Origin of the sequence: Streptomyces sp. NPDC005281 (assembly GCF_040607495.1) — a bacterium.
In the GTDB taxonomy this organism is placed as follows: Bacteria; Actinomycetota; Actinomycetes; order Streptomycetales; family Streptomycetaceae; genus Streptomyces.
The window spans coordinates 103614-128548 of record NZ_JBEXGX010000021.1; the positions used below are offsets into that span (position 1 = coordinate 103614).

8 protein-coding genes are annotated in these 24935 nt (G+C 73.5%); all 8 read left to right on the plus strand.

Annotation, left to right across the window (positions count from 1 at the left end):
* The first annotated feature begins 160 nt into the window (after window positions 1-160).
* A complete protein-coding gene (locus ABZV42_RS27520; RefSeq protein ID WP_355989683.1) occupies window positions 161-475 on the plus strand; it encodes a phosphopantetheine-binding protein in 315 nt (104 codons plus the stop codon).
* Window positions 472-1722 (plus strand): cytochrome P450, encoded by a 1251-nt coding sequence (locus ABZV42_RS27525; RefSeq protein WP_355989681.1) that lies wholly within the window; start codon window positions 472-474, stop codon window positions 1720-1722. Before ABZV42_RS27520 ends, ABZV42_RS27525 begins: the two co-directional genes overlap by 4 nt.
* Window positions 1719-2456: a thioesterase domain-containing protein gene (locus tag ABZV42_RS27530; protein WP_356054030.1), complete on the plus strand. Its 738-nt coding sequence runs from the start codon at window positions 1719-1721 to the stop codon at window positions 2454-2456. Before ABZV42_RS27525 ends, ABZV42_RS27530 begins: the two co-directional genes overlap by 4 nt.
* A gap of 146 nt (window positions 2457-2602) precedes the next feature.
* The gene (locus ABZV42_RS27535; protein WP_356054032.1) at window positions 2603-5692 is read left to right on the plus strand and encodes a type I polyketide synthase; all 3090 of its coding nucleotides are present in this window, start codon (window positions 2603-2605) and stop codon (window positions 5690-5692) included.
* Between the two features lie 63 nt (window positions 5693-5755).
* The gene (locus ABZV42_RS27540; protein WP_356054034.1) at window positions 5756-11374 is read left to right on the plus strand and encodes an SDR family NAD(P)-dependent oxidoreductase; all 5619 of its coding nucleotides are present in this window, start codon (window positions 5756-5758) and stop codon (window positions 11372-11374) included.
* A gap of 9 nt (window positions 11375-11383) precedes the next feature.
* Window positions 11384-17986: a type I polyketide synthase gene (locus tag ABZV42_RS27545; RefSeq protein WP_356054036.1), complete on the plus strand. Its 6603-nt coding sequence runs from the start codon at window positions 11384-11386 to the stop codon at window positions 17984-17986.
* A 9-nt stretch (window positions 17987-17995) separates the two neighbouring features.
* Window positions 17996-21217 (plus strand): beta-ketoacyl synthase N-terminal-like domain-containing protein, encoded by a 3222-nt coding sequence (locus ABZV42_RS27550; protein WP_356054038.1) that lies wholly within the window; start codon window positions 17996-17998, stop codon window positions 21215-21217.
* A gap of 345 nt (window positions 21218-21562) precedes the next feature.
* Window positions 21563-24886, plus strand: a complete 3324-nt coding sequence (locus tag ABZV42_RS27555; protein WP_356054040.1) for an AMP-binding protein — start codon at window positions 21563-21565, stop codon at window positions 24884-24886.
* Window positions 24887-24935: the final 49 nt, after the last annotated feature.

A 24935-nucleotide genomic window follows, 5' to 3' on the forward strand; every position in this document is an offset into this window, starting at 1 on the left:
CGGCGTTTCCCCGGCCATCTACCGTGGCAGCGCGGTGACTTCGGGCATGCCTTTCGAATAGGCGATCCACCACTTCCGGGTCTGCCGGGTCACCGCGTCGGCCTTCCGGCAGCGGCAGGGACGGGCATTCCCGTTCGACAGGGGAAGGAAAAGGCTGGAAATGGAATCTTCGCCGAAGGTGATCAACCAGCGGGACGGACAGGACGGGACGCCGGAGGACGAGACCGGGTCCGGCACCGCGCCGGCATCGCTCGTAAGGGAAGTCTCGGCACTGTGGGCGGCACACTTCGGCGACCGTGAAGTCGGGCCGCAGGACGACTTCTTCGTGCTCGGCGGCAACTCGCTCACCGGAATCAAAATCATCGAGCAGGTGGCGCGGGACTACGGCGTCCAGCTGTCCGTGCGCGACTTCTACCTGGCACAGACCCCCACCCGGGTCGCCGAACTGATCGAGCAGGGGAGGACCAGGACGTGAGGCTGACGCCGGGTCCCGCGCGCGACATCGACCTCGACACCCTCGACCTGTTCGACCTGGACCTGTACACCTCGGGCGATCCGCACCCGGTATGGGACGCGATGCGCGCGAAGGCACCGCTGCACCACCAAGTCCTGCCCGACGGGCGGGAGTTCTGGTCGGTGACCCGCCACGAGGACGTCTGCCGCGTACTCGGCGACCACCGCGAGTTCACCTCCGAACGCGGCACCACACCCACCCACGTCGGGATCGACGACCCCGCCGCGGGCAAGCTGCTCACCTCCACCGACCCGCCCCGGCACACCGAGGTCCGCCGGCCGCTCGGCTCCACGCTCACCGCCCGGGCGGTGAAGTCCTGGGAGGACTCGATCCGCGGGACGATCCGGCGCTTCCTCCAGCCGGCTCTCGACGGCGACACCTTCGACCTCGCCGAACGGGCTCTGCTCCTCCCGGCGATGGTCACCGGCCCGCTCCTCGGCATCCCCGCCAAGGACTGGGAGGAACTCGTCCAGCTGACCGCGATGGTCACCGCCCCCTCGGACCCGCACTTCATGGTCGGCCACGAGGCCGCCACGCTGGCCATCTCCCACCACGAGCTGGTCGACTACGTCACCCAGTGGGTCAGAAGGCGCCGCGCGGCCGGCGGCGAGGACCACACCCTGCTCGCCCACCTCATGAGCGTCAGCGCCGGCGGCGCACCGCTGAGCGACGAGGAGATCGCCCTCGACGGCTACAGCATCCTCCTGGGCGCCAACGTCACCACGCCGCACACCGTCTCGGGCACCGTGCAGGCCCTCATCGAGCGGCCCGAGCAGTTCGAGAAGGCGCAGGCCGACCCGACGCTGATCCCGAACCTGGTCGAGGAAGGGCTGCGCTGGACCTCGGCCGCCTGCAACTTCATGCGCTACGCGGTGGACGACATCCCCATCGGCGGCGGCACGATCCCGGCCCGCGCGGCGGTCGTCGCCTGGATCGGCTCGGCCAACCGGGACGAGTCCCTGTTCCCCGATCCGCACACCTTCGACCTCACCCGCCCCAACGCCAAGCGGCATGTCGCGTTCGGGTTCGGCCCGCACTTCTGCATCGGAGCCCCGCTGGCCCGGCTGACCCTGCGGATCTTCTTCGAGGAACTGCTGGAGCGGTTCGGACCGATCGAGTCCGCCGGTGAACCGCAGCACCTGCGGTCGTACTTCATCGCCGGGATGACCCACCTCCCCATCGTCGCGCAGAAACGAAAGACGCCATGACCACCGGATCCGCCGTCGCCCCCTCGCCGTGGTTCGTCCGGCCGCCGTCCACCGGCCACACGGCCCGGCTCTTCTGCTTCCCCTTCTCCGGATCGGGCGCCTCCGCCTTCAGCGCCTGGCCGGCCGCGCTCGGCGACCTCGAGATCTGCCCGGTGCAGTTCCCCGGCCGCGAGAACCGGCTGGGCCACCCCCACTACGGCACCTACGAGCAACTCGCCGCCGACCTCGTCGAACCCCTGACGCCGCTCCTCGACCGGCCGTTCGCGTTCTTCGCGCACTGCGCGGGCGCGCTGCCCGCCTACGAGACCGTGCTCAGGCTCGCCGAAGCCGGACTGCCCACACCGGACCGCCTGTTCGTGTCCGGCCAGCCGGCCCCGCACGACGCCTCACGCGACCGGATGCTCACCATGACCGAGCCCGAACTGCGTGCGGAGGTCGAGGCGTTCGTCCGCGGCCGGGGCATCGAGCCACGCCCCGACATGCTCGACCTGGGCCTCATGGTCCTGCTCCGCGACCACGCGGCCGCCAAGAAATACCGGCGCGAGACACCGGCCGCGGTGGACTGTCCCGTCGTCGTCCTGCACTGGCAGGACGACCAGGACGTGACCCCGGCCGATCTCCAGGGCTGGCGCGACTACGCCGACCTGGTCGAGTTCCGCGTGATCGGCGGCGGCCACTACGACTTCATGAACGCCCCGGACGAACTGACGAAGCTGCTCACCCGCTGGCTGTGAGCACCCTGCCACCGCCCGCGGCCGTGAGCGCCCTGCCGCCGTTCGTACCCGCCGTGCCGCCGCGCGTACCCCGCCGAGCGGCCGCGCCTGCCCGCCGTACCGCCGCTCGTGCCCGCCGTACACCGAAGGAACCGGAAGGAACACCCATGCGTGGCGCAGCCACCGATGTTGCCGTGATCGGGATGTCGTGCCGCTTCCCCGGAGTGCACGGCGTCGCCGAGTTCTGGGACCTGCTGCGCGAGGGCCGGTCGACCATCGGCACGTTCCCGCCGCGACGGGCCGCCGACGCGCAGTCGGCGTACCTGTCCCACCCGGACGCCGCCACCCTGGGCTCGGGCTCCTTCCTCGACTCCGTCGACGGCTTCGACGCCGCCTTCTTCGACACCGCGCCCGGGGAAGCCGCGGCCATGGACCCCGTGCAAAGGCTCGGCCTCGAACTCGCCTGGGAAGCCGTCGAGGACGCCCGCCTGCCCGCCGCCGCCCTGGCCGGCCGCGAGATCGACGTCGTGGTCGGCGCCGGACCCTCCGGCTACGAACTGCTGCGCAAGCTCTCCGGCAGCGACAGGGACGACCACTATGCCGCGCTCGGCTCCAGCGGCGCCCTGATCGCGAACCGGATCTCGCACCTGTTCGACGTCCGCGGCATGAGCCTGTGCGCGGACTCGGGCCAGTCCTCCTCCCTGGTGTCGCTCGCGCTGACCTGCGAACGGATCGGCGGCGGCGCGGTGGACATGGCGATCGCGGGCGGCGTGCACCTGATCGTCGACCCCGAGGCGGGAGCGGGCCTGGCGAACCTGGGCGCGCTCTCACCCGACGGCCGCTGCTTCCCCTTCGACCGGCGGGCCAACGGCTTCGTCCGCGGCGAGGGCGGCGCGTTCGTCGTACTGAAGCGCCTCGACCTCGCCGTCGCCGACGGCGACCACATCTACGCGGTGGTGCGCGGCTGGGGCGTCCGCAGCGGCGGCGCGTCCTCCCGGATGCCGGACCCCAGCCCCACCGGGCAGGCGTCGGCCGTGCTCTCCGCCGTGCGCCGCGCGGGCCTCTCGTTCGAGGACGTCGACTACGTCGAGGCCCACGGCACCGGCACCCGGCTCGGCGATCCGGCCGAACTGAGCGGCCTGCGGGAGGCGTTCCGGGCGAGCGGGCGCAGCCGCCCCCTGGCCATCGGCTCGGTGAAGGCGAACGTCGGCCACCTGGAGCCGGCCGCTGGCATCACCGGCTTTGTGAAGGCCGCGCTCTGCGTGGAGCGCGCCCACCTGGTGCCCCACCCGGACTTCACCACCCCGAGCCCCGCCGTCCCCGGCTTCCACGACGACTTCGACGTCCCGCGCGCCACGCGGCCCTGGCTGGGCGAACCCGGCCGGCCACGCCGGGCCGGGGTGTCCTCCATCGGGATGGGCGGCACCAACGCCCACGTCATCCTCGAACAGGCCCCCGACACACACACCGAACTCCCCGCCCACCAGGGGAACGCGACCCCGGCGGCCGTCACCGGGCCGGTGCCCTGGGTACTCTCCGCCCGCTCGGAGCAGGCCCTGCGGCAGCAGGCGGGGCGGCTGCACGACCTGCTGAGCGCCGACGCGTCCCTGCCGGCGGCCGAGATCGGGCACTCGCTCCTTACGACCCGCTCCCCGTTCGAGCACCGGGCCGTCGTCCTGGCCGACGACCGCGAACAGGCCCTGGCCGCCCTGGAGGTGGTGGCCGCCGGCGGAGCCGCGGCACGCGCCGTGCGCGGCACCGCCACCACCGCCACGGGCCCGGTCGTCTTCGTCTTCCCCGGCCAGGGATCGCAGTGGCTGGGCATGGGCAGACAGCTCTACGCCGAGTCCGAGGTCTTCGCCCGCGCCGTCGACGCCTGCGCGAAGGCGTTTCAGCCGTGGCTGGACTGGTCCCTGGTGGACCTGGTGACCGGGGCGGAGTCGGCGCCGTCGCTGGAGCGCGGCGACGCCGTCGTCCAGCCCGCCCTGTTCGCGATGATGGTCTCCCTCGCCGAACTGTGGCGCTCCCTGGGAGTGGTCCCCGACGTGGTGGTGGGGCACTCGCAGGGAGAGATCGCCGCGGCCTGCGCGGCCGGCGCGCTCTCCCTCAAGGACGCGGCGCGGATCGTCGCCCTGCGCAGCCAGGCGCTGACCGCGCTGGCCGGCCTGGGCGGCCTGCACGCGGTCGCCGCGCCCCTGGCCCGGGTCGAGGAGCTGCTGGAGGGCTGGTCCGGGCGGCTGTCCGTGGCCGCCGTCAACGGACCGGCCTCCGTGGTGATCGCCGGAGACCTCGAGGCACTGGAGGAGTTCACCGCCCGGGCCGCCGAGGACGGCGTCCGGGTCCGCCGCGTCAAGGTCGAATACGCCTCCCACTCCCACCAGGTCGAACGCATCCGCGACCAGGTCCTCGAAGCCGCGGCCGGCGTCACCCCGCGGGAGACGGCGGTGGAGTTCCACTCCACCGTCACCGCCGCACCCATCGACCCCCGCCGGCTCGACGCCTCGTACTGGTACGACAACCTGCGCTCGACCGTCCGTTTCGGCGAGGTCGTGGAGAACCTGATGCGCGAACGCGGCGGCGTGTACGTGGAGATCAGCCCGCACCCCGTGCTCCAGGTGGCGATGGAGGAGGCCGCCGACGCGCTGGCCGCCGCGCCCACGGTGGTGGGCACCCTCAGCCGCCACGACGGGAGCGCCGGCAAGGTCCTGGCGTCGCTGGCCGAACTGCACGTGCGCGGCGTGCCGGTGGACTGGACGGCGGCCTTCACCCCCGGCCGGCCGCGCCGGATCGGCCTGCCCACCTACCCCTTCCAGCGGCAGCGCCACTGGCTGACCGCGCCCGCCGGCACGAACGATCCCACCGCGCACGCGGACGGCCCGGACGTGCGCCCGGCGGGCCCGGACTCGCCGTCGGCGGCCCGCACCCTGGTGTGCGCCGAGACGGCCGTCCTCCTCGCCGCGAAGGGCGTGGGGCTGACGCCCGCCGAACTCCAGGCGCGGGCGGACGACACCTTCAAGGCCCTGGGCTTCGACTCCTCGATGGCGGTGGAGCTGCGCAACCGGCTCAACGCGGCGACCGCGGTACGGCTCCCGGCCACCGTCGCCTTCAGCCACCCCACGCCGCGCCGGCTCGCCGACCACCTCTTCTCCCTCCTGGAGCCGCCGGCCCCCGAGGCCGCCCGGCCGGTGCGGGAGACAGGTCCCGAGGACCGCAGCGACGACGACCTCTACGCCCTGATCGACCGCGGATACCTGTAGCCGCACCCGTCTACCTGTAGTCGCACCCGTTTCTTTCCGAGCAACCGTTGAGGGAGGCCCCTGGTGGAGGAAGTCGACAAGCTCCGCTCCTACTTGCGACGTGCCGTCGGCGACGCGCAGGAACTGCGCGAGCGGGTGCGCGAGCTGGAGGAGTCCGCGCGCGAGCCCATCGCCGTCGTGGGGGTGGGGTGTCGCTTCCCGGGCGGGGTGACCTCCCCCGAGGAGTTGTGGGGAGTCGTCCGCGGCGAAGTGGACGCCATGGGCGACTTCCCCCAGGACCGCGGCTGGGACCTGGAGGCGCTCTACGACCCCGACCCCGAGGCGCACGGCAGGACCTACACCCGCACCGGCGGATTCCTGCACGAACTCCCCGACTTCGACGCGGAGTTCTTCGGCATCAGCCCGCGCGAGGCGCTGGCGATGGACCCGCAGCAGCGGCTGATGCTGGAGACCTCGTGGGAGGCGCTGGAGCGGGCGGGCATCGACCCGGTGGCGCTGCGGGGTTCGCAGACCGGCGTGTTCACCGGCCTGTACGGCGTCGACTACGGCCCCAGGATCGGCGGCGGCGCGGCCGGCGAGGTGGAGGGCTTCCAGATCACCGGCACCTACCTCAGCGTGGCCTCGGGCCGCGTGGCGTACGTGCTGGGCCTCGAGGGCCCGGCGGTGTCGACCGACACCGCCTGCTCCGCCTCGCTCGTCGCCATCCACCAGGCCGTACGGTCCCTGAGGTCGGGGGAGTGCACGCTGGCGCTGGCCGGCGGGGTGTCGACCCTGCCGACCCCGGGGATGTTCGTCGAACTCGCCCGGCAGCGGGGCCTGTCGGCGGACGGGCGGTGCAAGGCCTTCGCCGACGCGGCCGACGGCACCGGCTTCTCCGAGGGCGCGGGCGTCCTGGTCCTGGAGCGGCTCAGTGACGCGCGCCGCAACGGCCGCCGGATCTGGGCCGTGATCCGCGGCTCGGCGATCAACCAGGACGGCGCGTCCAACGGTCTGACCGCTCCGAACACGCTGGCCCAGCGGCGGGTTATCCGGGCGGCCCTGGCCGATGCCGGGCTGTCGTTCGCCGACGTGGACGCGGTGGAGGCGCACGGCACCGGCACCCGGCTCGGCGACCCCATGGAGGCCGAGGCCCTGCTGGCCACCTACGGCCAGGACCGCACCGCCCAGGACCCGCTGTGGCTGGGGTCGTTGAAGTCGAACATCGGGCACACCCAGGCGGCCGCCGGTGTCGGCGGCACCATCAAGATGATCATGGCGATGCGGCACGGCCTGCTGCCCCGCACCCTGCACGTCGATCACCCCTCGACCCACGTCGACTGGTCGACGGGCGCGGTGGAGCTGCTGACCGAGGCCCGGGACTGGACCACGGCCGAGGACCGGCCCCGGCGCGCGGGAGTGTCGTCCTTCGGTATCAGCGGCACCAACGCCCACCTGATCCTCGAACAGGCCCCCGCCGCCGTCGAGCCGGACCGGGCCCCGGCCGGTGACGCCGCGTCGCCCACCACCGGCGCGGCGCTGCCGTGGGTGCTGTCGGCGCGCTCGAAGCAGGCACTGCGCGATCAGGCGGCACGGCTGCGCGACACCGTGGCAGCGGACACCGGCCTGACGGCCGCGGGCGTCGGACGGGCACTGGTGAGAACCCGGTCGCTGTTCGAGCACCGCCAGGTGGTCATCGGCGCCGGCCGGGACGAACTCCTGGCCCGCCTGACCGCCGTCGCCGCGGGGGAGGAGCCCGCCCCCGCGGGCACGGTGTCCGCGGCCGCCGGGCCGGTGGGCAAGACCGTCTTCGTCTTCCCCGGCCAGGGCGCCCAGTGGATCGCGATGGGCCGCGAACTCATGGAGACCTCCCCGGTCTTCGCCGACGAACTGCACGCCTGCGCGAAAGCGCTGGAGCCGTGGGTGTCCTGGTCGCTGATCGACACCGTGTGCGGCGGACCGGACTCGGCGGACCTGGAGGACATCGACGTCGTCCAGCCGGTGCTGTTCGCGGTGATGGTCGCGCTGGCACAGGTGTGGCGCTCGCTGGGAGTGAGCCCCGACGTCGTCATCGGCCACTCCCAGGGCGAGATCGCCGCCGCCTACGTCGCGGGCGCCCTGACCCTGAAGGACGCCGCCAAGATCGTGGCCCTGCGCTCCCGCCTCCTGGCCACCGTCACCGGACAGGGCAGCATGGCCGGCATCCTGCTGCCCGAGGACCGCGTACGACAGCTCCTCGCGGGCCAGGAGTCCCGCATCGGCATCGCCGCCGTCAACGGACCCGGCTCCACCACCGTGTCCGGCGAGAGCGCGGCCGTCGAGGAACTGGTCGCGGCCTGCCAGGCCGAGGGCGCCCGCGCACGCCTGATCAAGTCCAGCGTCCCCGGCCACTCGCCGCTGATGGACCGCTTCGACGGCCGGCTCCAGCAGGAACTCGGCCCCATCACCCCCAGGCCCACACCGGTGACGATCTACTCCACCGTCACCGGCGGCCTGATCGACCCCCTCGAACTGGACACCGGCTACTGGTACCGCAACCTGCGCCGGCCCGTGCAGTTCGCCACCGCCATGACACGCCTGGTCGAACAGGAGCCGGGCAGCGCCGTCGTCGAGCTCAGCCCGCACCCGCTGCTCGTGCTGAACATCCAGGAGATGTTCGACACCACCCCCGGCGCCACCGGCTTCGTGGTGGGCTCGCTGCGCCGCGGCGAGGGCGGCCTCGCCCGGCTGTACCGGTCGGCCGCCGAAGCCTTCGTCGCCGGCCTCCCGGTGTCGTGGGAGTCGGCCTTCGAGGGCGAGGACGGCCGATGGGCCGAGCTGCCCACGTACGCCTTCCAGCGCCGGCGCTACTGGCTGAACACCCCCGCCGAGACCACCGCCGCGAGCACCTGTGACCACCCGCTGCTCGACGCCGTGATCGATCTGCCCGACGACGGCGGCCGCGGGGGAGTGGTGGGCAGCGGACGCCTGTCGCTGGAGCGCCACCCCTGGCTCGCCGACCACGTCGTCCACGGCGCCGTCCTGGTGCCCTGGGCCGCGCTGGCGGAACTGGCCGTCTGGGCGGCGCACCGGGCGGGCTGCGACGCCGTCGACGAACTCACCCTGGAAACCCCGCTGGTGCTCTCCCGCACGGCCGAACGCGAGATCCGCGTCGTGGCCGACGGCAAGGGCGTGATCGGCGTGCACTCGCGCGCCGACGGCGACAGCCGGTGGACGCGCAACGCCACCGGGACCATCGGATCCGGCACCGCACCCGCCCCCGCCCAGGACGGCCTCACCACCTGGCCGCCCCCGGGCGCCACCGCCGTGCCCCTCGACGACCCGCACACCGGACCGGCCGCCGCCGGCCTCGGGCCCCTGCCACGCGGCACACGCGCGGTGTGGCGCAAGGGCGACACCCTGTTCGCCGAGGTCGAACCGCCCGCGGCCGACGTCGCGGAGCACCGCGGCTTCCGTATCCACCCGGCGCTGCTGACCGCCGCGCTGCTCCCGGCCGGCCCGGGGGAGTCCACCGACACCTCCCGGCCCGAGGTCCGGCTGCCCTTCCACTGCACCGGACTGCGCATCGACTCCGCCCGCCCGGCCGCCGGCCTGCGCGTGCGGCTCGCCCCCACGGGCGAGAACACACTGTCGGTGACCCTCGCCGACGGCAGCGGGACGCCGCTCGGCGGCGTCACCTCGCTGAGCCTGCGGCCCGTGGACGCCGAGCAGCTGACCGCGCTGGGCTTCGACCACCAGGACGCGCTGTTCCAGGTCGAATGGGCCCCCGTCGCGATTCCCTCCGGCCGGCCCGAGGGCCGCTACGCGGTGCTGGGAGCACCCTTGGAGGGACAGGCGGACGGGGAGGTCCTCACCGACCTCGCCCAGCTCGCCGCGTCCGCCGCGTCCGGCGCGGAGATACCCCCCGTCGTCATCGCCCGCATCGACGGTGATGACACCGGCGGCACCGGCGGCGGGGGTGGCACCGACGGCATCGGCGGCGGGGACGTACCTGCCGCCGTCGAACAGCGCCTGCACCGCGTGCTGCGGTGGACGCAGGACTGGCTCGCCGACGAGCGGTTCTCCGCCTCCCGCCTGGTCCTGGTGACCCGGGACGCCTTCCGCGACGACCAGGTCGCCCACGCCGATCCCGCCGCGGCCGCGGTCTGGGGCTTCGTACGCACCGCGCAGTCCGAGAACCCGCAGCGCTTCACGCTCGTGGACACCGACGGCCGGCCCGAGTCCTGGGCCCGTCTCCCGGCGGCCGCCGCCACCGGAGAAGCCCAGCTCAAGATCCGGGCCGGCCGCGTGAGCACCCCCCAACTGGCCCCCGCCCCCGCCGCGTCCACGGCCCGCGCGTCCCGCGACGGGGCACAGGAGGCGGCCCCGCTCGGCTCCGGATCGGTGCTCATCACCGGCGGCACCAGCGGTCTCGGCGCGATCCTGGCCCGGCACCTGGTCCAGCGGCACGGAGCGCGCCGGCTGGTGCTGACCAGCAGGCGCGGCCCGGCGGCCCCCGCGGCGGCGGCGCTGCGTGAGGAACTGACCGCGGCCGGGGCCCACGTCGACGTCGTGGCCTGCGACGTCACCAGCCGCGACGCCGTCGCCGAACTGATCGCCGCGGTGCCCCCGGAGCACCCCCTGACAGCCGTGATCCACTGCGCCGGCGTCCTGGACGACGGCGTCGTGGAGACCTTGACCAAGGACCGCCTCGACGCGGTCCTCGCGCCGAAGGTGCGCGGGGCCTGGCACCTGCACGAGCTGACCGAGCACCTGGGACTGTCCGCGTTCGTGCTGTTCTCCTCCGTCTCCAGCGTGCTCGGCACCCCCGGACAGGCCAACTACGCCGCCGCCAACGCCTTCCTCAACGGCCTCGCCGAGGCCCGCCGCGGCCGCGGACTCGCCGCCGGCGCACTGTGCTGGGGCTTCTGGGCCGAACGCAGCGACATGAGCGCCGACATCAGCGAAGCCGACGTCGAGCGCCTGCAACGCCGGGGTGTGCGGCCGCTGTCGTCGCAGGAGGGGCTCGCTCTCTTCGACGCGGCGATCTCGGCCGACGAGCCGGTCCTCGTGCCGGCACTGCTGAACCTGGCGGCGGGCACCTCGCAGGCCGGGCAGACGGCCTCGCCGCTCCTGCGCACGCTCGCCCGGAATTCTGCCGGCGGCCCCGCGGGCTCGGAGGCCGCCGACGTGCCGCTCGAGCAGCGGCTGAGGTCGCTGCCGGCGGACGAGGCGCAGTCGGTGCTGCTGGATGCCGTACGGACGCAGACCGCGCTCGTCCTCGGTCACGCCGACACCGGGCGGGTCGGTCCCGCGGTGACGTTCAAGACACTGGGGATCGATTCGCTCACGGCGCTGGAGCTGCGGAACAAGTTGGCGGCCGTGACCGGCCTGAAGCTGCCCGCCACCCTCGTGTTCGACCACCCGACCCCCACCGCCGTCGCCCAGTTCCTGGGCACGCGCATCACCCCGGATTCCGGCGCCCCGCAGCAGTCCCCGGCCGATCACCTGGTCAAGGAGATCGAGCACCTGGGCGCCCGGCTCGAGGACGCGTTCCGCACCCTCGCGGAGCAGGACCGGGCCACGATTTCCACTCTGCTCGGCGAGTTGCAGGGCCGAGTCCGTTCGACCGCGGGCGACGGCGGGCCGCCGGTCGCCATCGTCGACCGGATCGGCGCGGCCTCGGCGGGAGAGCTTCTCGCGCTGCTGGACAAAGAACTCGGCTAGGGGAAAGCGATGACTGACAACAACAACGCCGAGGTTCTCGACTACCTCAAGCGCACGTCGATCGAGCTGATCGAGACACGCAGGCGCCTTCAGGAGCTGACGGACGCCGCCGCCGAACCCATCGCGATCGTGGGCGTCTCCTGCCGCTACCCGGGCGGTGTGGGCTCCCCCGAGGAGCTGTGGGAGCTGGTGCGAGCGGGCGCGGACGCCGTGGACGACTTCCCCGACGACCGCAACTGGGACCTGGACACCTTCTACGACCCGGACCCGGACCACCCCGGCACCTGCTACACCCGCAAGGGCGGATTCCTCTACGACGCCGGTGACTTCGACGCCGACTTCTTCGGGATCAACCCGCGCGAGGCCCTGTCCGCCGACCCGCAGCAGCGCCTGCTGCTGGAAGCGTCGTGGGAGTGCGTGGAGCGGGCCGGTATCGACCCCGAGTCCCTGCGCGGCAGCGACACCGGGGTGTTCGCCGGACTCGCCTACTTCGGCTACGGCAACCACTTCGCCACCCCCGAGGCCATCGCCGGCTACGCGCAGACCGGCTCCCTGCTCAGCGTGGCCTCCGGACGGGTCTCCTACGCGCTGGGCCTTCAGGGCCCGGCCGTGTCCACGGACACCGCGTGCTCGTCCTCCCTGGTCGCGGTGCACCAGGCGGTGCAGTCGCTGCGGCAGGGCGAGTGCGCACTGGCGCTGGCCGGCGGGGTCACCGTCATGGGGATGCCGCAGGTGTTCCGGGAGATGTCCAGACTGCGGGGCCTGGCGGTGGACGGCCGGTGCAAGGCGTTCGCGGACGCGGCGGACGGCACCGGCTTCGGCGAGGGCGTCGGCATGCTCGTCCTGGAGCGGCTCAGTGACGCGCGCCGCAACGGGCGCCGGATCTGGGCGGTGATCCGCGGCTCGGCCATCAACCAGGACGGTGCGTCCAACGGCCTGACCGCGCCCAGCGGCCCCGCTCAGCAGCGCGTGATCCGGGCCGCGCTGGCCAACGCCCGCCTCAAGGCCGGCGACATCGACGCGGTCGAGGCCCACGGCACCGGCACCACCCTCGGCGACCCCATCGAGGCGGGCGCCCTGCTGGCCACCTACGGCCAGGACCGCGACGCCCAGGACCCGCTGTGGCTGGGGTCGTTGAAGTCGAACATCGGGCACACCCAGGCGGCCGCCGGTGTCGGCGGCATCATAAAGATGATCATGGCGATGCGGCACGGCACACTGCCCCGCACCCTGCACGTCGACCGTCCCTCGGCGCACATCGACTGGTCGGCCGGAGCCGTGGAGCTGCTGACCGAGGCCCGCCAGTGGACCGTCGCGGACGGCCGGCCCCGGCGGGCGGGCGTCTCCGCGTTCGGGGTCAGCGGCACCAACGCGCACATGATCCTGGAACAGGCGCCCGACGAGGACGAGGACGAGGGCGAGGAGGACCAGCCGCACTGCGCGGGCCAGTTGGTGCCCTGGGCCCTGTCGGCACGCTCGGAGCAGGCCCTGCGCGAACAGGCGGCCCGGCTGCGCGACTTCGCCGCCGCCGGCACCGGCCCGGACCTCCTCGACGCCGGCTGGTCACTGCTCTCCACCCGCACCCGCTTCGAGCACGGCGCGGTGGTCCTCGGTCACGACCGGGACGAACTGCTGAGCGCGCTCGACGCGCTGAGCGAGGGCAAGGACTCCGCCGCGCTCGTACGCGGCACGGCCGGAGAACCCGGCAGCCTGGTCTACCTGTTCCCGGGGCAGGGCTCCCCGTGGGCAGGCACCGCACGGCAGTTGTACGACACCTACCCCGTCTTCGCGCAGAGCCTGGACGAGATCTGCGCCCGCTTCGACGCCCACCTGCCCTACCCGCTCAAGCCCGTCCTGCTCGCCGACGAACCCGACGGCCGCGACCGCACGGACATCGCCCAGCCCGCCCTGTTCACCCTCCAGGTCAGCCTCTACCGGCTCCTGACCCGATACGCCCCGCGGCCCGCCAGGCTCATCGGCCACTCCGTCGGCGAGATCGCCGCCGCCCACGTCTCCGGCGTCCTCGACCTGGACACCGCGACCCGGCTCGTCGCCGCCCGCGGACGCACCATGCAGAGCGTCACCGAACCCGGCGCCATGCTCGCCGTCCGCGCCTCGCACACACAGCTGAGCACCCTCCTGGACGCCTACGACCGCGTCGGCGTCGCCGCCGTCAACGGCCCCGAGTCCGTCGTCGTCTCCGGCCTGCGCGAGCAGGTCCACGCCCTGCGCGACCGGCTCACCGCCGACGGCGTCTCCGCCAAGCTCCTCCCGGTCGCCCACGCCTTCCACTCCCCGCTGATGGACCCGGTCCTCGAGGAGTTCGCGGCCGCGCTCGGCGACCTCCCCGACGGCGACATGACGATCCCCATCGTCTCCACCCGGCTGGGCCGCGACGTCACGCCGAAGGAGCTGACGTCCGCCCGCTACTGGGTCGACCACGTCCGCGACCCCGTGCGCTACTGGGACGCGGTGGAGTGCGCCCGCACCGCCGGCGCGGGCGTCTTCGTGGAGGTGGGGCCCGGAGCGACGCTCACGAGCATCACCAAGGAGGCCCTCGCCGGCGAGGGCGCGGGCGACACGCTGGTCGTGTCGGCGTCGCGGCGCGACCGCACCGCCCCGCAGGCACTGCTCGGCGCACTGGCCCACCTGTACGTGAGCGGCGCCTTCGTGGACTGGGACGCTTTGTTCGGGTCGCGCCGCAGGGTGGACCTGCCGACGTACGCCTTCCAACGCCGGCGCTACTGGATGGACTTCCTCGCCGGGACACAGAGCGCCGACGTCACCTCCGCCGGCCTCACCGCACCCGGACACCCCCTGCTCGGCGCCGAGGTGGACCACCCCGGCACCGACGAGCGGGTCTTCACCGACCTGTGGTCCCTGCGCACCCACGCCTGGCTGGGCGACCACACCGTGTTCGGCGCCGCCGTCGTCCCCGCGACGGCCTACCTGGATTTGGCGTTGTCGGTCGGCGGCCTGCTCGGATGCGGCACGGTGGAGGAACTCACCCTGGCCGTCCCCCTGATCCTGCCCGACTCCGGCGACGTGCGGATCCGCATCGTCGTCGGCGCCGCCGACGACAGCGGACGCCGCACCCTGGAGGTGTACTCGCAGCCCGGCGAGGACACCCCCGCCCAGGGCGGCTGGACCCGCCACGCGAGCGGGAGCCTGTCACCCGCCACCACCCCGACGAACACACCCACGGTCACCCCGGTGAACGGCACCGGCCCGCTCGCCGTATGGCCACCGGCCGGGGCGAGACAGCTCGACATCAGCGGCCTCTACGACACCTTCGCGGACGCCGGATTCGACTACGGCCCGCTGTTCCGGGGACTGCGGGAGGTCTGGCGGCACGGCGAGGACCTCTTCGCCCTCGCCACCCTCCCCGACACCTCCGATCCCTCGGCCGGCGGCGCCTTCGCCCTGCACCCGGCCCTGCTGGACACCGTCCTGCACGCCTCCGTGGCCGGCGGCGTCATCGAGGTGACCGGCGAGCAGGGCCGCATGCCCTTCGCCTGGTCCGGCGCGGAGGTGACCGGGCCCTGCACACCGACCGTCAGGGTCCGCCTCACCCCGGCCGGCCAGGACGCCGTATCGCTCACCATCGCCGACGAACACGGCCGCCCCATCGCCACCGTTGCCACGCTCGCCTTCCGCCCGGCGAGCGCCGAACAGGTCCGCTCCGCCCGCGGCACCCAGCGCCAGCCGCTGTACGAAGTGCGCTGGCGCCCGGTCAAGGAGAGCAGGCGCGAGACCTACCAAGAGCGGTGGGCCGTCCTCGGTTCACCGGGCGGTCGAGCCGCCCGGCTCACCGCCGCCGGCGAGAGCCAGACCGTCCGTCACACATCGCTGGACGAGATCCTCGCCGGGGAGGCGCCGCGCCACATCGTCCTGGCCCTGGACGACGTCACCGCCGACAACACCGGACCGCTCGACACCGTCGCCGACGGCACCGGTCTGCTCGACAGTGTCGCCGACGCCGGCAAGCGGGTCCTGGAGCAGGTCCAACGCTTCCTTGCCGCCGAAGCCCTCGCCGCCTCCACGCTGGTGCTGCTCACCCGCCTGGCCCTCGACACCGGCCACGGCGAGCGCCTGGAGAGCTTGCCCGGCGCGTCCGTGTGGGGCCTGATCCGCTCCGCCCAGACCGAACACCCCGGCAGGTTCCGGCTGGTGGACCTCGACGACCAGGACACCTCCTGGGCCCGCCTGCCCGACGTACTCGCCCTGGACGAGGATCAACTCGCCCTGCGTGACGGGGCGTTGCTGGTTCCGCGGCTGGCGGCCGCCCAGCCCGCCGGCCATCGCATCGAACCCGCGCCGGCCGGAGCCCACCGGCTGGGCATCGCGACCAGGGGCACGCTGGAGAACCTGACCTGGATCCCCTGCCCCGAGGCGGAAGCGCCTCTGACGCCGGGTCAGGTCCGTATCGCCGTCCAGGTCGCCGGCCTCAACTTCCGCGACGTCACCATCGCCCTGGGCCTGGTGGACCGTACCGCCATCGACGCCGGACTCGGCAGCGAAGGCGCCGGCATCGTCCTCGAAGTCGCCCACGACGTCACCGAGTTCACGCCCGGCGACCGCGTCACCGGCATCTTCGGCGGCGCGTTCGGCCGCACGGCCGTGGCCGACCACCGCATGCTCGTACCGGTCCCCGACGGCTGGACCCACGCCGAGGCGGCGTCCGTGCCGTGCACCTTCCTCACCGCCTACCACGGCCTGTTCCGCGTGGCGAACCTCAAGAAGGGACAGCGCGTCCTCATCCACGCCGCCGCCGGCGGAGTCGGCATGGCCGCCGTCCAACTGGCCCGCCACGTGGGCGCGGAGATCTACGCGACCGCGAGCCCCGCCAAGTGGCCCGCCCTCAAGGCCCTCGGAGTGGACGAGACGCACCTGGCGTCCTCCCGCGACCTGGAGTTCGCCGAGAAGTTCCGCCGCACCTCCGGCGGACGCGGCGTGGACGTCGTACTCAACTCCCTCGCGCACACCTTCGTCGACGCCTCGCTGACCCTGCTGCCGCAGGGCGGGCACTTCGTCGAGATGGGCAAGACCGACATCCGCGACCCGAGGCAGATCGCGGCCGCCCACCCCGGAGTCGACTACCGGCCCTTCGACCTCTACGAGGCCGGCCCCGACGCGATCCGCGACATGTTCCGTGCCGTCATGGACCTGTTCGCCGGCGGACAGGTGCAGCTGCCCCCGCTCTCCCTCCGCGACATCCACGACGCACGCTCGGTGTTCCGCGAGATGAGCCAGGGCCGCCACATCGGCAAACTGGTCCTGGACGTGGGCGACGGCCTCGGCGGCGGCACCGTGCTGGTCACCGGCGGCACCGGGGGAGTGGGCTCGCTCCTCGCCCGGCACCTCGTCGCCGAACACGGCGTACGCAGCCTGCTGCTGGCCAGCCGCAGCGGCCCCGCCGCCGACGGCGTCGACGACCTGGTCGCCGACCTCCAGAGCGCCGGAGCGGCCGTACGGGTCGCCGCCCTGGACGTCGCGGACCGGGCCGCCACGGCGGACCTGCTCGCCACCCTGCCCGGCCGCCACCCGCTGACCGCCGTCGTGCACGCGGCCGGCGTCCTCGCGGACGGCACCGTCGAGTCGCTGACCGCGCACAGCATCGACCACGTCCTCGCCGCCAAGGCCGGCGGCGCGATCAACCTCCACGAACTCACCCGCGATCACCCGCTGTCGGCGTTCATCGAGTTCTCCGCCCTCGCGGGCACGCTCGGCAACGCGGGACAGGCCAACTACGCCGCCGCCAACACCTTCCTGGACGGCCTCGCCGCCCGGCGCAAGGCCTCCGGCCTGCCCGCCACCTCCCTTGCCTGGGGCTGGTGGGAGCAGAGCGGCGGCATGACCGGCGAACTCGACGCCGCCGACCTCTCCCGGCTGCGCCGCTCGGGCATCACCGCGATGCCGGCCCCCCAGGCCCTGGCCCTGTTCGACGCGGCCCTCGCCGGCGGCAAGCCGGCCCTCGTCCCGGCCCACCTGGACCTCACCGCACTGCGCGAGCAGGACGCCGGCCAGGTGCCGCCGCTGCTGCGCGACCTCGTCGACGGCGCCCGCCCACGCCGCACCAGGACCGCCACCAAGGACAGCGGCCCCGCCGCACTGCCCGCCCGCCTGGCCGGCCTGCCCGCCGACCAGGCACGCGCGACGGTCCTGGAATGGGTCCGCGAACAGGTCGCCGTCGTCTTCGGACACACCTCCGGCGCACGGGTCGACGTCGACGAGGCGTTCACCCGGCTCGGATCCGACTCCCTGATCGCCGTCGAACTCTGCAACCGCCTGAACGCCTCCACCGGTCTTCGACTGCCGTCCACCATCGTCTTCAGCTACCCGACACCACGCGAACTGAGCGACCACATCAGCGACTTGCTGCGCCCCCGGGCGGACACCGAAACGGCCGAAGCCCCCGAGGACGCGGCGATCCGGGAAGTACTGCGGACCGTCTCCATCGACACCCTGCGCGGCGCGGGCGTCCTCGAACTGATCCTGGCCTGCGCCGAGCCCGCAGCGGGCGGTCCCGCCCCGGCGACGGACGAGAGCACGGACGAACTGTCGGACCTGGATCTCGAAGCACTGGTCGACCTGGCCCTGGAAGAGAAGTAGGTGGATGGCATGACCGACTCCGCGGAACGCACGGCGGACGGCGCGGACCGGGTCCAGCGGGCGCTGCGCACGCTCCTGGAGGAACGCGACCGCCTCCGGCAGGAGAACGACGCCCTCAAGGCCGGGCGCGGCGAGCCGATCGCCGTGGTGGCCATGGCATGCCGCTACCCCGGAGGCGTGTCGACCCCCGAACAACTGTGGGACGTGGTCCGCGAGGGCCGCGACGTCATCGGCGACTTCCCCGACGACCGCGGATGGCGCGACGTGTACGACCCGGACCCCGACGCCACCGGCCACGCCTACACCCGCCAGGGCGGATTCCTGGCCGACGTCGCCGACTGGGACGCCGACTTCTTCGGCACCAGCCCGCGCGAGGCGCTGGCCGTCGACCCGCACCACCGCCTGCTGCTGGAGACGTCCTGGGAGGCCTTCGAACGGGCCGGCATCGTCCCCGCCGACGTGCGCGGCTCCGAGGTCGGCGTCTTCTCCGGGGTCAGCTCGTCCGAGTACGGATGGCGGTTCCTGGAGGGCGGCCAGAAGGACCTGGAGGGCTACCTGCTGTACGGCAGCGCCCTGAGCGTCGCCTCCGGCCGCGTGGCCTACGAACTGGGCCTGACGGGGCCCGCGGTGTCGGTGGACACGGCGTGCTCGTCCTCGCTGGTCGCCCTCCACATGGCGGCGCAGTCCCTGCGGTCGGGGGAGTGCTCCCTGGCGCTGGCCGGCGGAGCGATGGTGATGGCGACGCCCGCGATGTTCGTGGAGTTCTCCCGGCAGGCCGCCCTCTCGCCCGACGGACGCTGCAAGGCCTTCGCGGACGGCGCCGACGGGACCGGCTGGGCCGAGGGCGTGGGCGTGCTGCTCCTAGAGCGGCTGTCCGACGCCCGGCGCAACGGCCACCCGGTGCTGGCCGTCGTGCGCGGCAGCGCGGTGAACCAGGACGGCGCCAGCAACGGGCTGACCGCCCCCAACGGCCGCGCCCAGGAGAAGGTGATCCGCAAGGCCCTGGCGAACGCGGGCGTCACGCCCGCCGAGGTGGACCTGGTCGAGGCGCACGGCACCGGAACCGTGCTCGGGGACCCCATCGAGGCAGGCGCGCTGCTGGCCACCTACGGTCAGAACCGGGACAAGGACAAGCCGCTGTGGCTGGGGTCCCTGAAGTCCAACCTGGGGCACGCCCAGGCCGCCGCCGGGGTCGGCGGGGTCATCAAGGCCGTGATGGCCGTGCGCCACGGCCATCTGCCCAAGACCCTGCACGTGACCGAGCCGTCGCACCACGTGGACTGGTCCGCGGGCGCGGTCCGGGTCCTGGCCGAGGGCCGCGAGTGGACCCGCGCGGACGGCCCGCGGCGGGCCGGGGTGTCCTCGTTCGGCGTCAGCGGCACCAACGCGCACGTCGTCCTGGAGGAGGCCCCGCCGGAGTTGCAGGCCCCGCCGGAGTTGCAGGGGCAGCCGGAGCAGCCGGAGCAGCCGGAGCAGCCGGAGTTGCAGGGGCAGTCGGGGTCGCGGGAGCAGTCCGAGCGGCAGGACGGGCGCGGCCCCGAGACGGGCGTCGTCGGCGGACTGGTGCCGTGGACGGTGTCGGGCAAGACCGCCAAGGCCCTGCGGCAGCAGGCCGCCAAACTGCGCGACTTCGCCGCCGCCCAGAGGGCCCCTGACCTCGGCGCGGCCGGCTGGTCGCTGGTGTCGGGCCGCTCACGGTTCGAGCACCGCGCGGTGGTGCTGGGCCGGACCAAGGACGAACTCCTCGGCGCGCTGACGGCGCTCAGCGAGGACGCGGAGTCCGCCGCGGTGGTCCGCGGCACCGCCGGGGACCTCGGCGGCGTCGCCTTCATGTTCCCCGGGCAGGGCTCCCAGTGGGTCGGCATGGGCCGGGAGCTGTACGCCGCCTTCCCGGTCTTCGCGCGGAGCCTGGAGGCGTGCGCGGCCGCACTGGCCGAATGGGTCGACTGGTCGCTCCTCGACGTGATCCGCGGGGTGGAGGGCGCGCCGGGCCTGGACCGGGTGGACGTGGTGCAGCCGGCACTGTTCTCGGTGATGGTGTCCATGGCCGCCCTGTGGCGGTCCTGGGGCGTGAAGCCGTCCGCGGTGGTGGGCCACAGCCAGGGCGAGATCGCCGCCGCCCATGTGTGCGGCGCGCTGTCCCTGCGGGACGCCACCAAGATCGTGGCACTGCGCAGCAAGGCCCTGGTGGAGCTCATCGGGCACGGCGGGATGGCGTTCGTCGCGGAGCCCGAGGCGGTGGTGCAGGAGCACCTGGCACCGTGGAGCGAGCGCATCGGCGTCGCCGTGGTCAACGGACCCCGCGCGGTGGTGGTGTCCGGAGAACCGGACGCGCTCGACGAATTCATCGACAAGATGAAAGCCGACGGTTCCCAGGCCCAGCGCATCAACGTCGACTACGCCTCGCATTCGCATCAGGTGACCCGGGTACGGGACGAGGTGATCGGAGCGCTGTCCGACCTGAGCCCGAAATCCTCGGAACTGCCTTTCTATTCGACCCTGTACGGCGAAATCATCGACACCGCGCGGCTGGACGCCGACTATTGGTACAACAACCTGCGTGAGAAGGTCCGCTTCGAATCGTCGGTACGCCAGCTGGCCGCGGACGGGTTCCGGGTGTTCGTCGAGATGAGCCCGCACCCCGTACTGACCGTCCCCGTGCAGGAGATGGTCGAGGACCTGGACGACGCGCTGGTGCTGTCCTCGTCGCGGCGCGGCAGGGGCGAGGTGGAGGCCGTCCTCGGTTCGCTGGCCGGGCTCCACGTCCGGGGCGGGAGCGTCGACTGGGGCGCCCTGTTCGCCACGCGCCGCAGGGTGGATCTGCCGACCTACGCCTTCCAGCGGCAGCGGTACTGGCTGAGCTCCTCGCCGACCGCGGCCGTGGCGGGCGAGGCCTCCCCGCAGGAGGCGCCGCAGGTGGCCGACGACCAGGTTGTTCCGCTGCCGGAGCGGATCGTGGCGCTCGTCCCCGACGACGCGCAGGCCCTCGTACTCGACCACGTCCTGGAGCGGGTCGCCGTCGTGCTCGGGCATCCCTCCAGCGAATCCGTCGACCCCGACGGCGAGTTCACGAAGATCGGCTTCGACTCGATGCTGTCGGCGGACCTGAGCAAACGCCTGACCGCCTCGACCGGCCTGAAGCTGCGGCCGAACGTGGTCCTGCGCCATCCCTCCCCGCGGCTGATCGCCCGGCACATCGTCTCCTCGCTGGCCAAGCCCGGCGCACGCTGACCGGCCGGCCGATCCGGCCGATCCTGTCGGCTGATCCGGCCGGTGTCCGGGCGTGGTTGGGCCCGTTCCGGGCGCGGCTGGGCCGGGATCCGGGTGTGGCTGGGCCGGGATCCGGGTGTGGTCACGCCCGTTTCCGGGCGTGGTCGCGCCCTCCCCGAAAATGTTCTTCCGCCGAAATGGTCCCGCCGCCGGAATGTCCCGCCGGCGGGACATCGCAAGCCCAGTGGCGGCTTGTCCCGCCCTCGCACCAAGTTGTCTTGACCTGCTGATTCACCTTCCGTGAAGGTGGGGTGATCTGCGAATTCCTCCGATTCCCGGACCTGTTTCTCTGAGGGGTTGATCCGTGTGCGTGCATTCGCTGCTTCGTCCGCGCATAAAGGACTGTGGCTGGCGGAGGAAATGTCTGCCGACACACTGAACCATGCGCTGACCATGTGGGACGTGGACGGTGAACTGGACGCGGCCGTCATGGAGTCCGCGTTCCTGCACGTGCTGGACGAGGCCGAGGTCCTGCGCGTCACCTTCGCCGACGAGGGCGACGGACTGCGCCTGAGGCCACGGGAGCTGGGGGAGTGGCGGCCCTTCCTCCTCGACGTGTCCGCCGAGGCCGACCCCGAGCAGGCGGCGCGCGACGCGCTGGCCGACCTGGTGCGCACACCGTTCGACCTCGCCCGGGACCTGCTGTTCCGGATGGGCGTGGTCACCCTCGCGCCGGCCCGCTCGCTCGTGGTCATCGCCTACCACCACCTCGTCTCGGACGGGTTCGGCACCGGCGGCCTGCTCTCCAGGCGCCTCGCCGAGGTCTACACGGCCCTGGCACGCGGCGAGCAGGTCCCCGCGCAGGCTCACCCGTGGGACGCCGAGTCGTTCGCGACCGAGGCGGCGGACTACCTCGCCTCCCCGGAGTTCACCGAGGACACCGGGTTCTGGCGCGACTACCTCGCCGACGCGCCCGCCCCCGCACAGGTCCCGCGCGTCGCCCTGTCCGACGCCGAGCGGGCCGCGCTCGCCGAACCGATGAGCGGCGCCGACCGCTGGGGCGAACTGACCGAGCCCATCGGCATGGTCAGCCGCACCCTGACCGTCCCGCGCGCCGAGGCCGACGCGTGGACCGAGGCGGCCAAGGCGATGGGCGTGTGGACCTCCACGATGCTGACCGCCGCCGCGGCCGTGTTCTTCCGCCACCGCTGCGACCGCCCCGAGTTCCTGCTCTCCCTCGCCGTCGGCAACCGGTCCGGCGTCGCGAGCCGGACACCCGGCCTCGCGGTCAACGTCGTCCCCGTGCGCGTGAAGGTCCCGCTGAACGCGACCTTCACCGACCTCGCCGACGCGATCGTCGACGAGACGTACGAGATCTCCGGCCACACCGCCTGCCACTACTCCGACATCCAGCGCGCGAGCGGCACCGCCCTGAGCGACCGAGGCAGCTTCGGCGCCGTCATGAACGTCGTCGAGTTCGTCGAGCAGCTCCGCTTCGGCGACCACCCGGCGCGCTACCTCGGCGGAACCACCGGCTCCTTCGACGAACTGTCGATCGGCGTCTACAGCGACGGCAGCGCCGACAGCGACCTGTTCATCCGCCTCGACGCCCCCGCCCGCCTCTACCACCGCGCCGAACTGCGGTTCATCGGCGAGGAGTTGATCGCCCACATCCGGGCCGTGGTGGCCGACGGGGAACAGAGCGTCGGCGCGCTGGACGTGCTCACCGGCGCCGAGCGGGAGCGGGTGCTGACAGCACCGAACGACACCGGCGCACCCCTTCCCGGACTGACGGTCCCTCAACTGTTCGCCCGGCAGGCCGAGTCGGCCCCCGAGGCCATCGCGCTGGTCTGCGGCGACCTCACCCTCTCCTACCGGGAACTGGACGAACGCTCCGGCCGCCTGGCCCACGCCCTGCGCGGCCACGGCATCGGCCCCGACACGGTCGTGGCGGTGGCCCTTGCCCGGTCGGTGGACCTGGCCGTCGCCCTGCTGGGCGTGGCCAAGGCGGGCGGAGCCTACCTGCCCCTGGACCCGGCGCTGCCCGCGGCGCGGGCCAAGCTCGTGGCCGGCGACGCCGCGGCAGGCGCCCTGCTCACCGACGCCGCGACCGCCGCCCAGACGCCGGCCGCCAGCCTTCAGATCCCGGCACTCGTGCTCGCCGACCTCACCCGCGCCACCACCGGGGCCGTAACGGCCGCCACCGAAGGCGTACCCGCCACCAGCGAGGCCGTACGGGCCACCACCGGGGCCGCACCGGCCACCAGCGAGGCCGCACTCGCCGCCACCGAAGGCGTACCGGCCGCACCGGATGCCCCCCTCCCGCACCCGGACAACCTCCTGGCCGTGCACCCCGTTTCGACGGCCGGCACCACCACCGCCGTCGGCCTCACCCACCGCAACATCGAGCGGCTCGCCGCGGACCGCGCCTGGCGGGACGCCGCCCGCGCCACCGTGCTGTGGCACACCCCGGCAACCTCCGACACCCTCGCCCTCGAACTGTGGGCACCCCTGCTCAACGGCGCCCGCGTGGTCGTGGCGCCCCCCGGGGAGCTCGGCACCGACACGCTCGCCCAGGCCCGCACCGCGCACGACATCACCGCCGTCTGGCTGCCGGCCGGCCTGTTCACGGCGATCGCGGCCGGCCACCCCGCCTCCCTGGCCGGACTGCGCGAGGTGTTCACCGGCGGCGACCGCGTGCCCGCGGCCGCACTGCGCCGCATCCGCCAAGCCTGCCCCGAGCTGACGGTCGTGACCGTCCACGGCCCCACGGAAGCCGGCGTCTTCGCCATGACCGGCCGCCTGAGCGCCCACGAGATCGAGCACCCCGCGGGCACCCTCGGCCGCCCCGCCGACAACACCAGCCTCTACGTCCTCGGCCCAGCACTCGCACCCGTCCCCGCCGGCGTCACCGGCGAGCTGTACGTGGCCGGGCCCGGGGTGGCCCGCGGATACCTCGGCCGGCCCGTACGAACCGCGGAGCACTTCGTGCCCTGCCCGTTCGGTCCGCCCGGCGCACTCATGCACCGCACCGGCGACCGGGTGCGCTGGGGCGCCGACGGCCGGATCGAGCATGTGGCCGACGCCGGCACCCAGGCCGAGATACGCGGCGCCGCAGTCGAGCCGGCCGACGTCGAAGAGGTCCTGGCCGAGCACCCCGCCCTCGCCCGCTCGGCCGTCGCCGTCAAGACCGACACGGCCGGACAGCAGCGCCTGGTGGCCTACGTCGTCCCGGTCGACGGCCGGACCCTCTCGGACGACGAACTGCGCCGGCACGCCGCGAAACTGCTCCCGGAATCCGTGGTCCCGGCCCTGTTCACCGTCCTGGAACACCTGCCGGTCACGGCGGGCGGCAGGCTCGACCGGGCGGCCCTGCCCGACCCCGTGACCGAGCCGGACACCTACCGCGCACCGCGCAACGACACCGAACGGACCCTGGCCAAGGCATTCGCCGAAGTACTCGAACTGGACCGGGTCGGCATCGACGAGGACTTCTTCGACCTCGGCGGCAACTCGCTGCGCGCGATCCGGCTGGTCGGCCTGATCCGGGCCGAGCTGAAGCAGGAGGTGTCCATCCGCCGCCTGTTCGCGGCGCGCACCGTCACCGGCCTGTCGGACATGTGGAAGGACCTCGGCCGGTCCAGCAGGCCGAGTCTGCGCAGGCGCACCAAGGAGGGCGCGGTCCTCTGACGCCCAGCACGTCCTCGTCCGGTCAGCAGCGCTCCGGCACGGCAAAGGC

What these genes read in the sequence shown, in the direction of transcription:
- ABZV42_RS27535 (WP_356054032.1), top strand. Translation starts at nt 2,603, where the DNA reads ATGCGTGGCGCAGCCACCGATGTTGCCGTGATCGGGATGTCGTGCCGC.
- ABZV42_RS27530 (WP_356054030.1), top strand. Translation starts at nt 1,719, where the DNA reads ATGACCACCGGATCCGCCGTCGCCCCCTCGCCGTGGTTCGTCCGGCCG.
- ABZV42_RS27520 (WP_355989683.1), top strand. Translation starts at nt 161, where the DNA reads ATGGAATCTTCGCCGAAGGTGATCAACCAGCGGGACGGACAGGACGGG.
- ABZV42_RS27545 (WP_356054036.1), top strand. Translation starts at nt 11,384, where the DNA reads ATGACTGACAACAACAACGCCGAGGTTCTCGACTACCTCAAGCGCACG.
- ABZV42_RS27550 (WP_356054038.1), top strand. Translation starts at nt 17,996, where the DNA reads ATGACCGACTCCGCGGAACGCACGGCGGACGGCGCGGACCGGGTCCAG.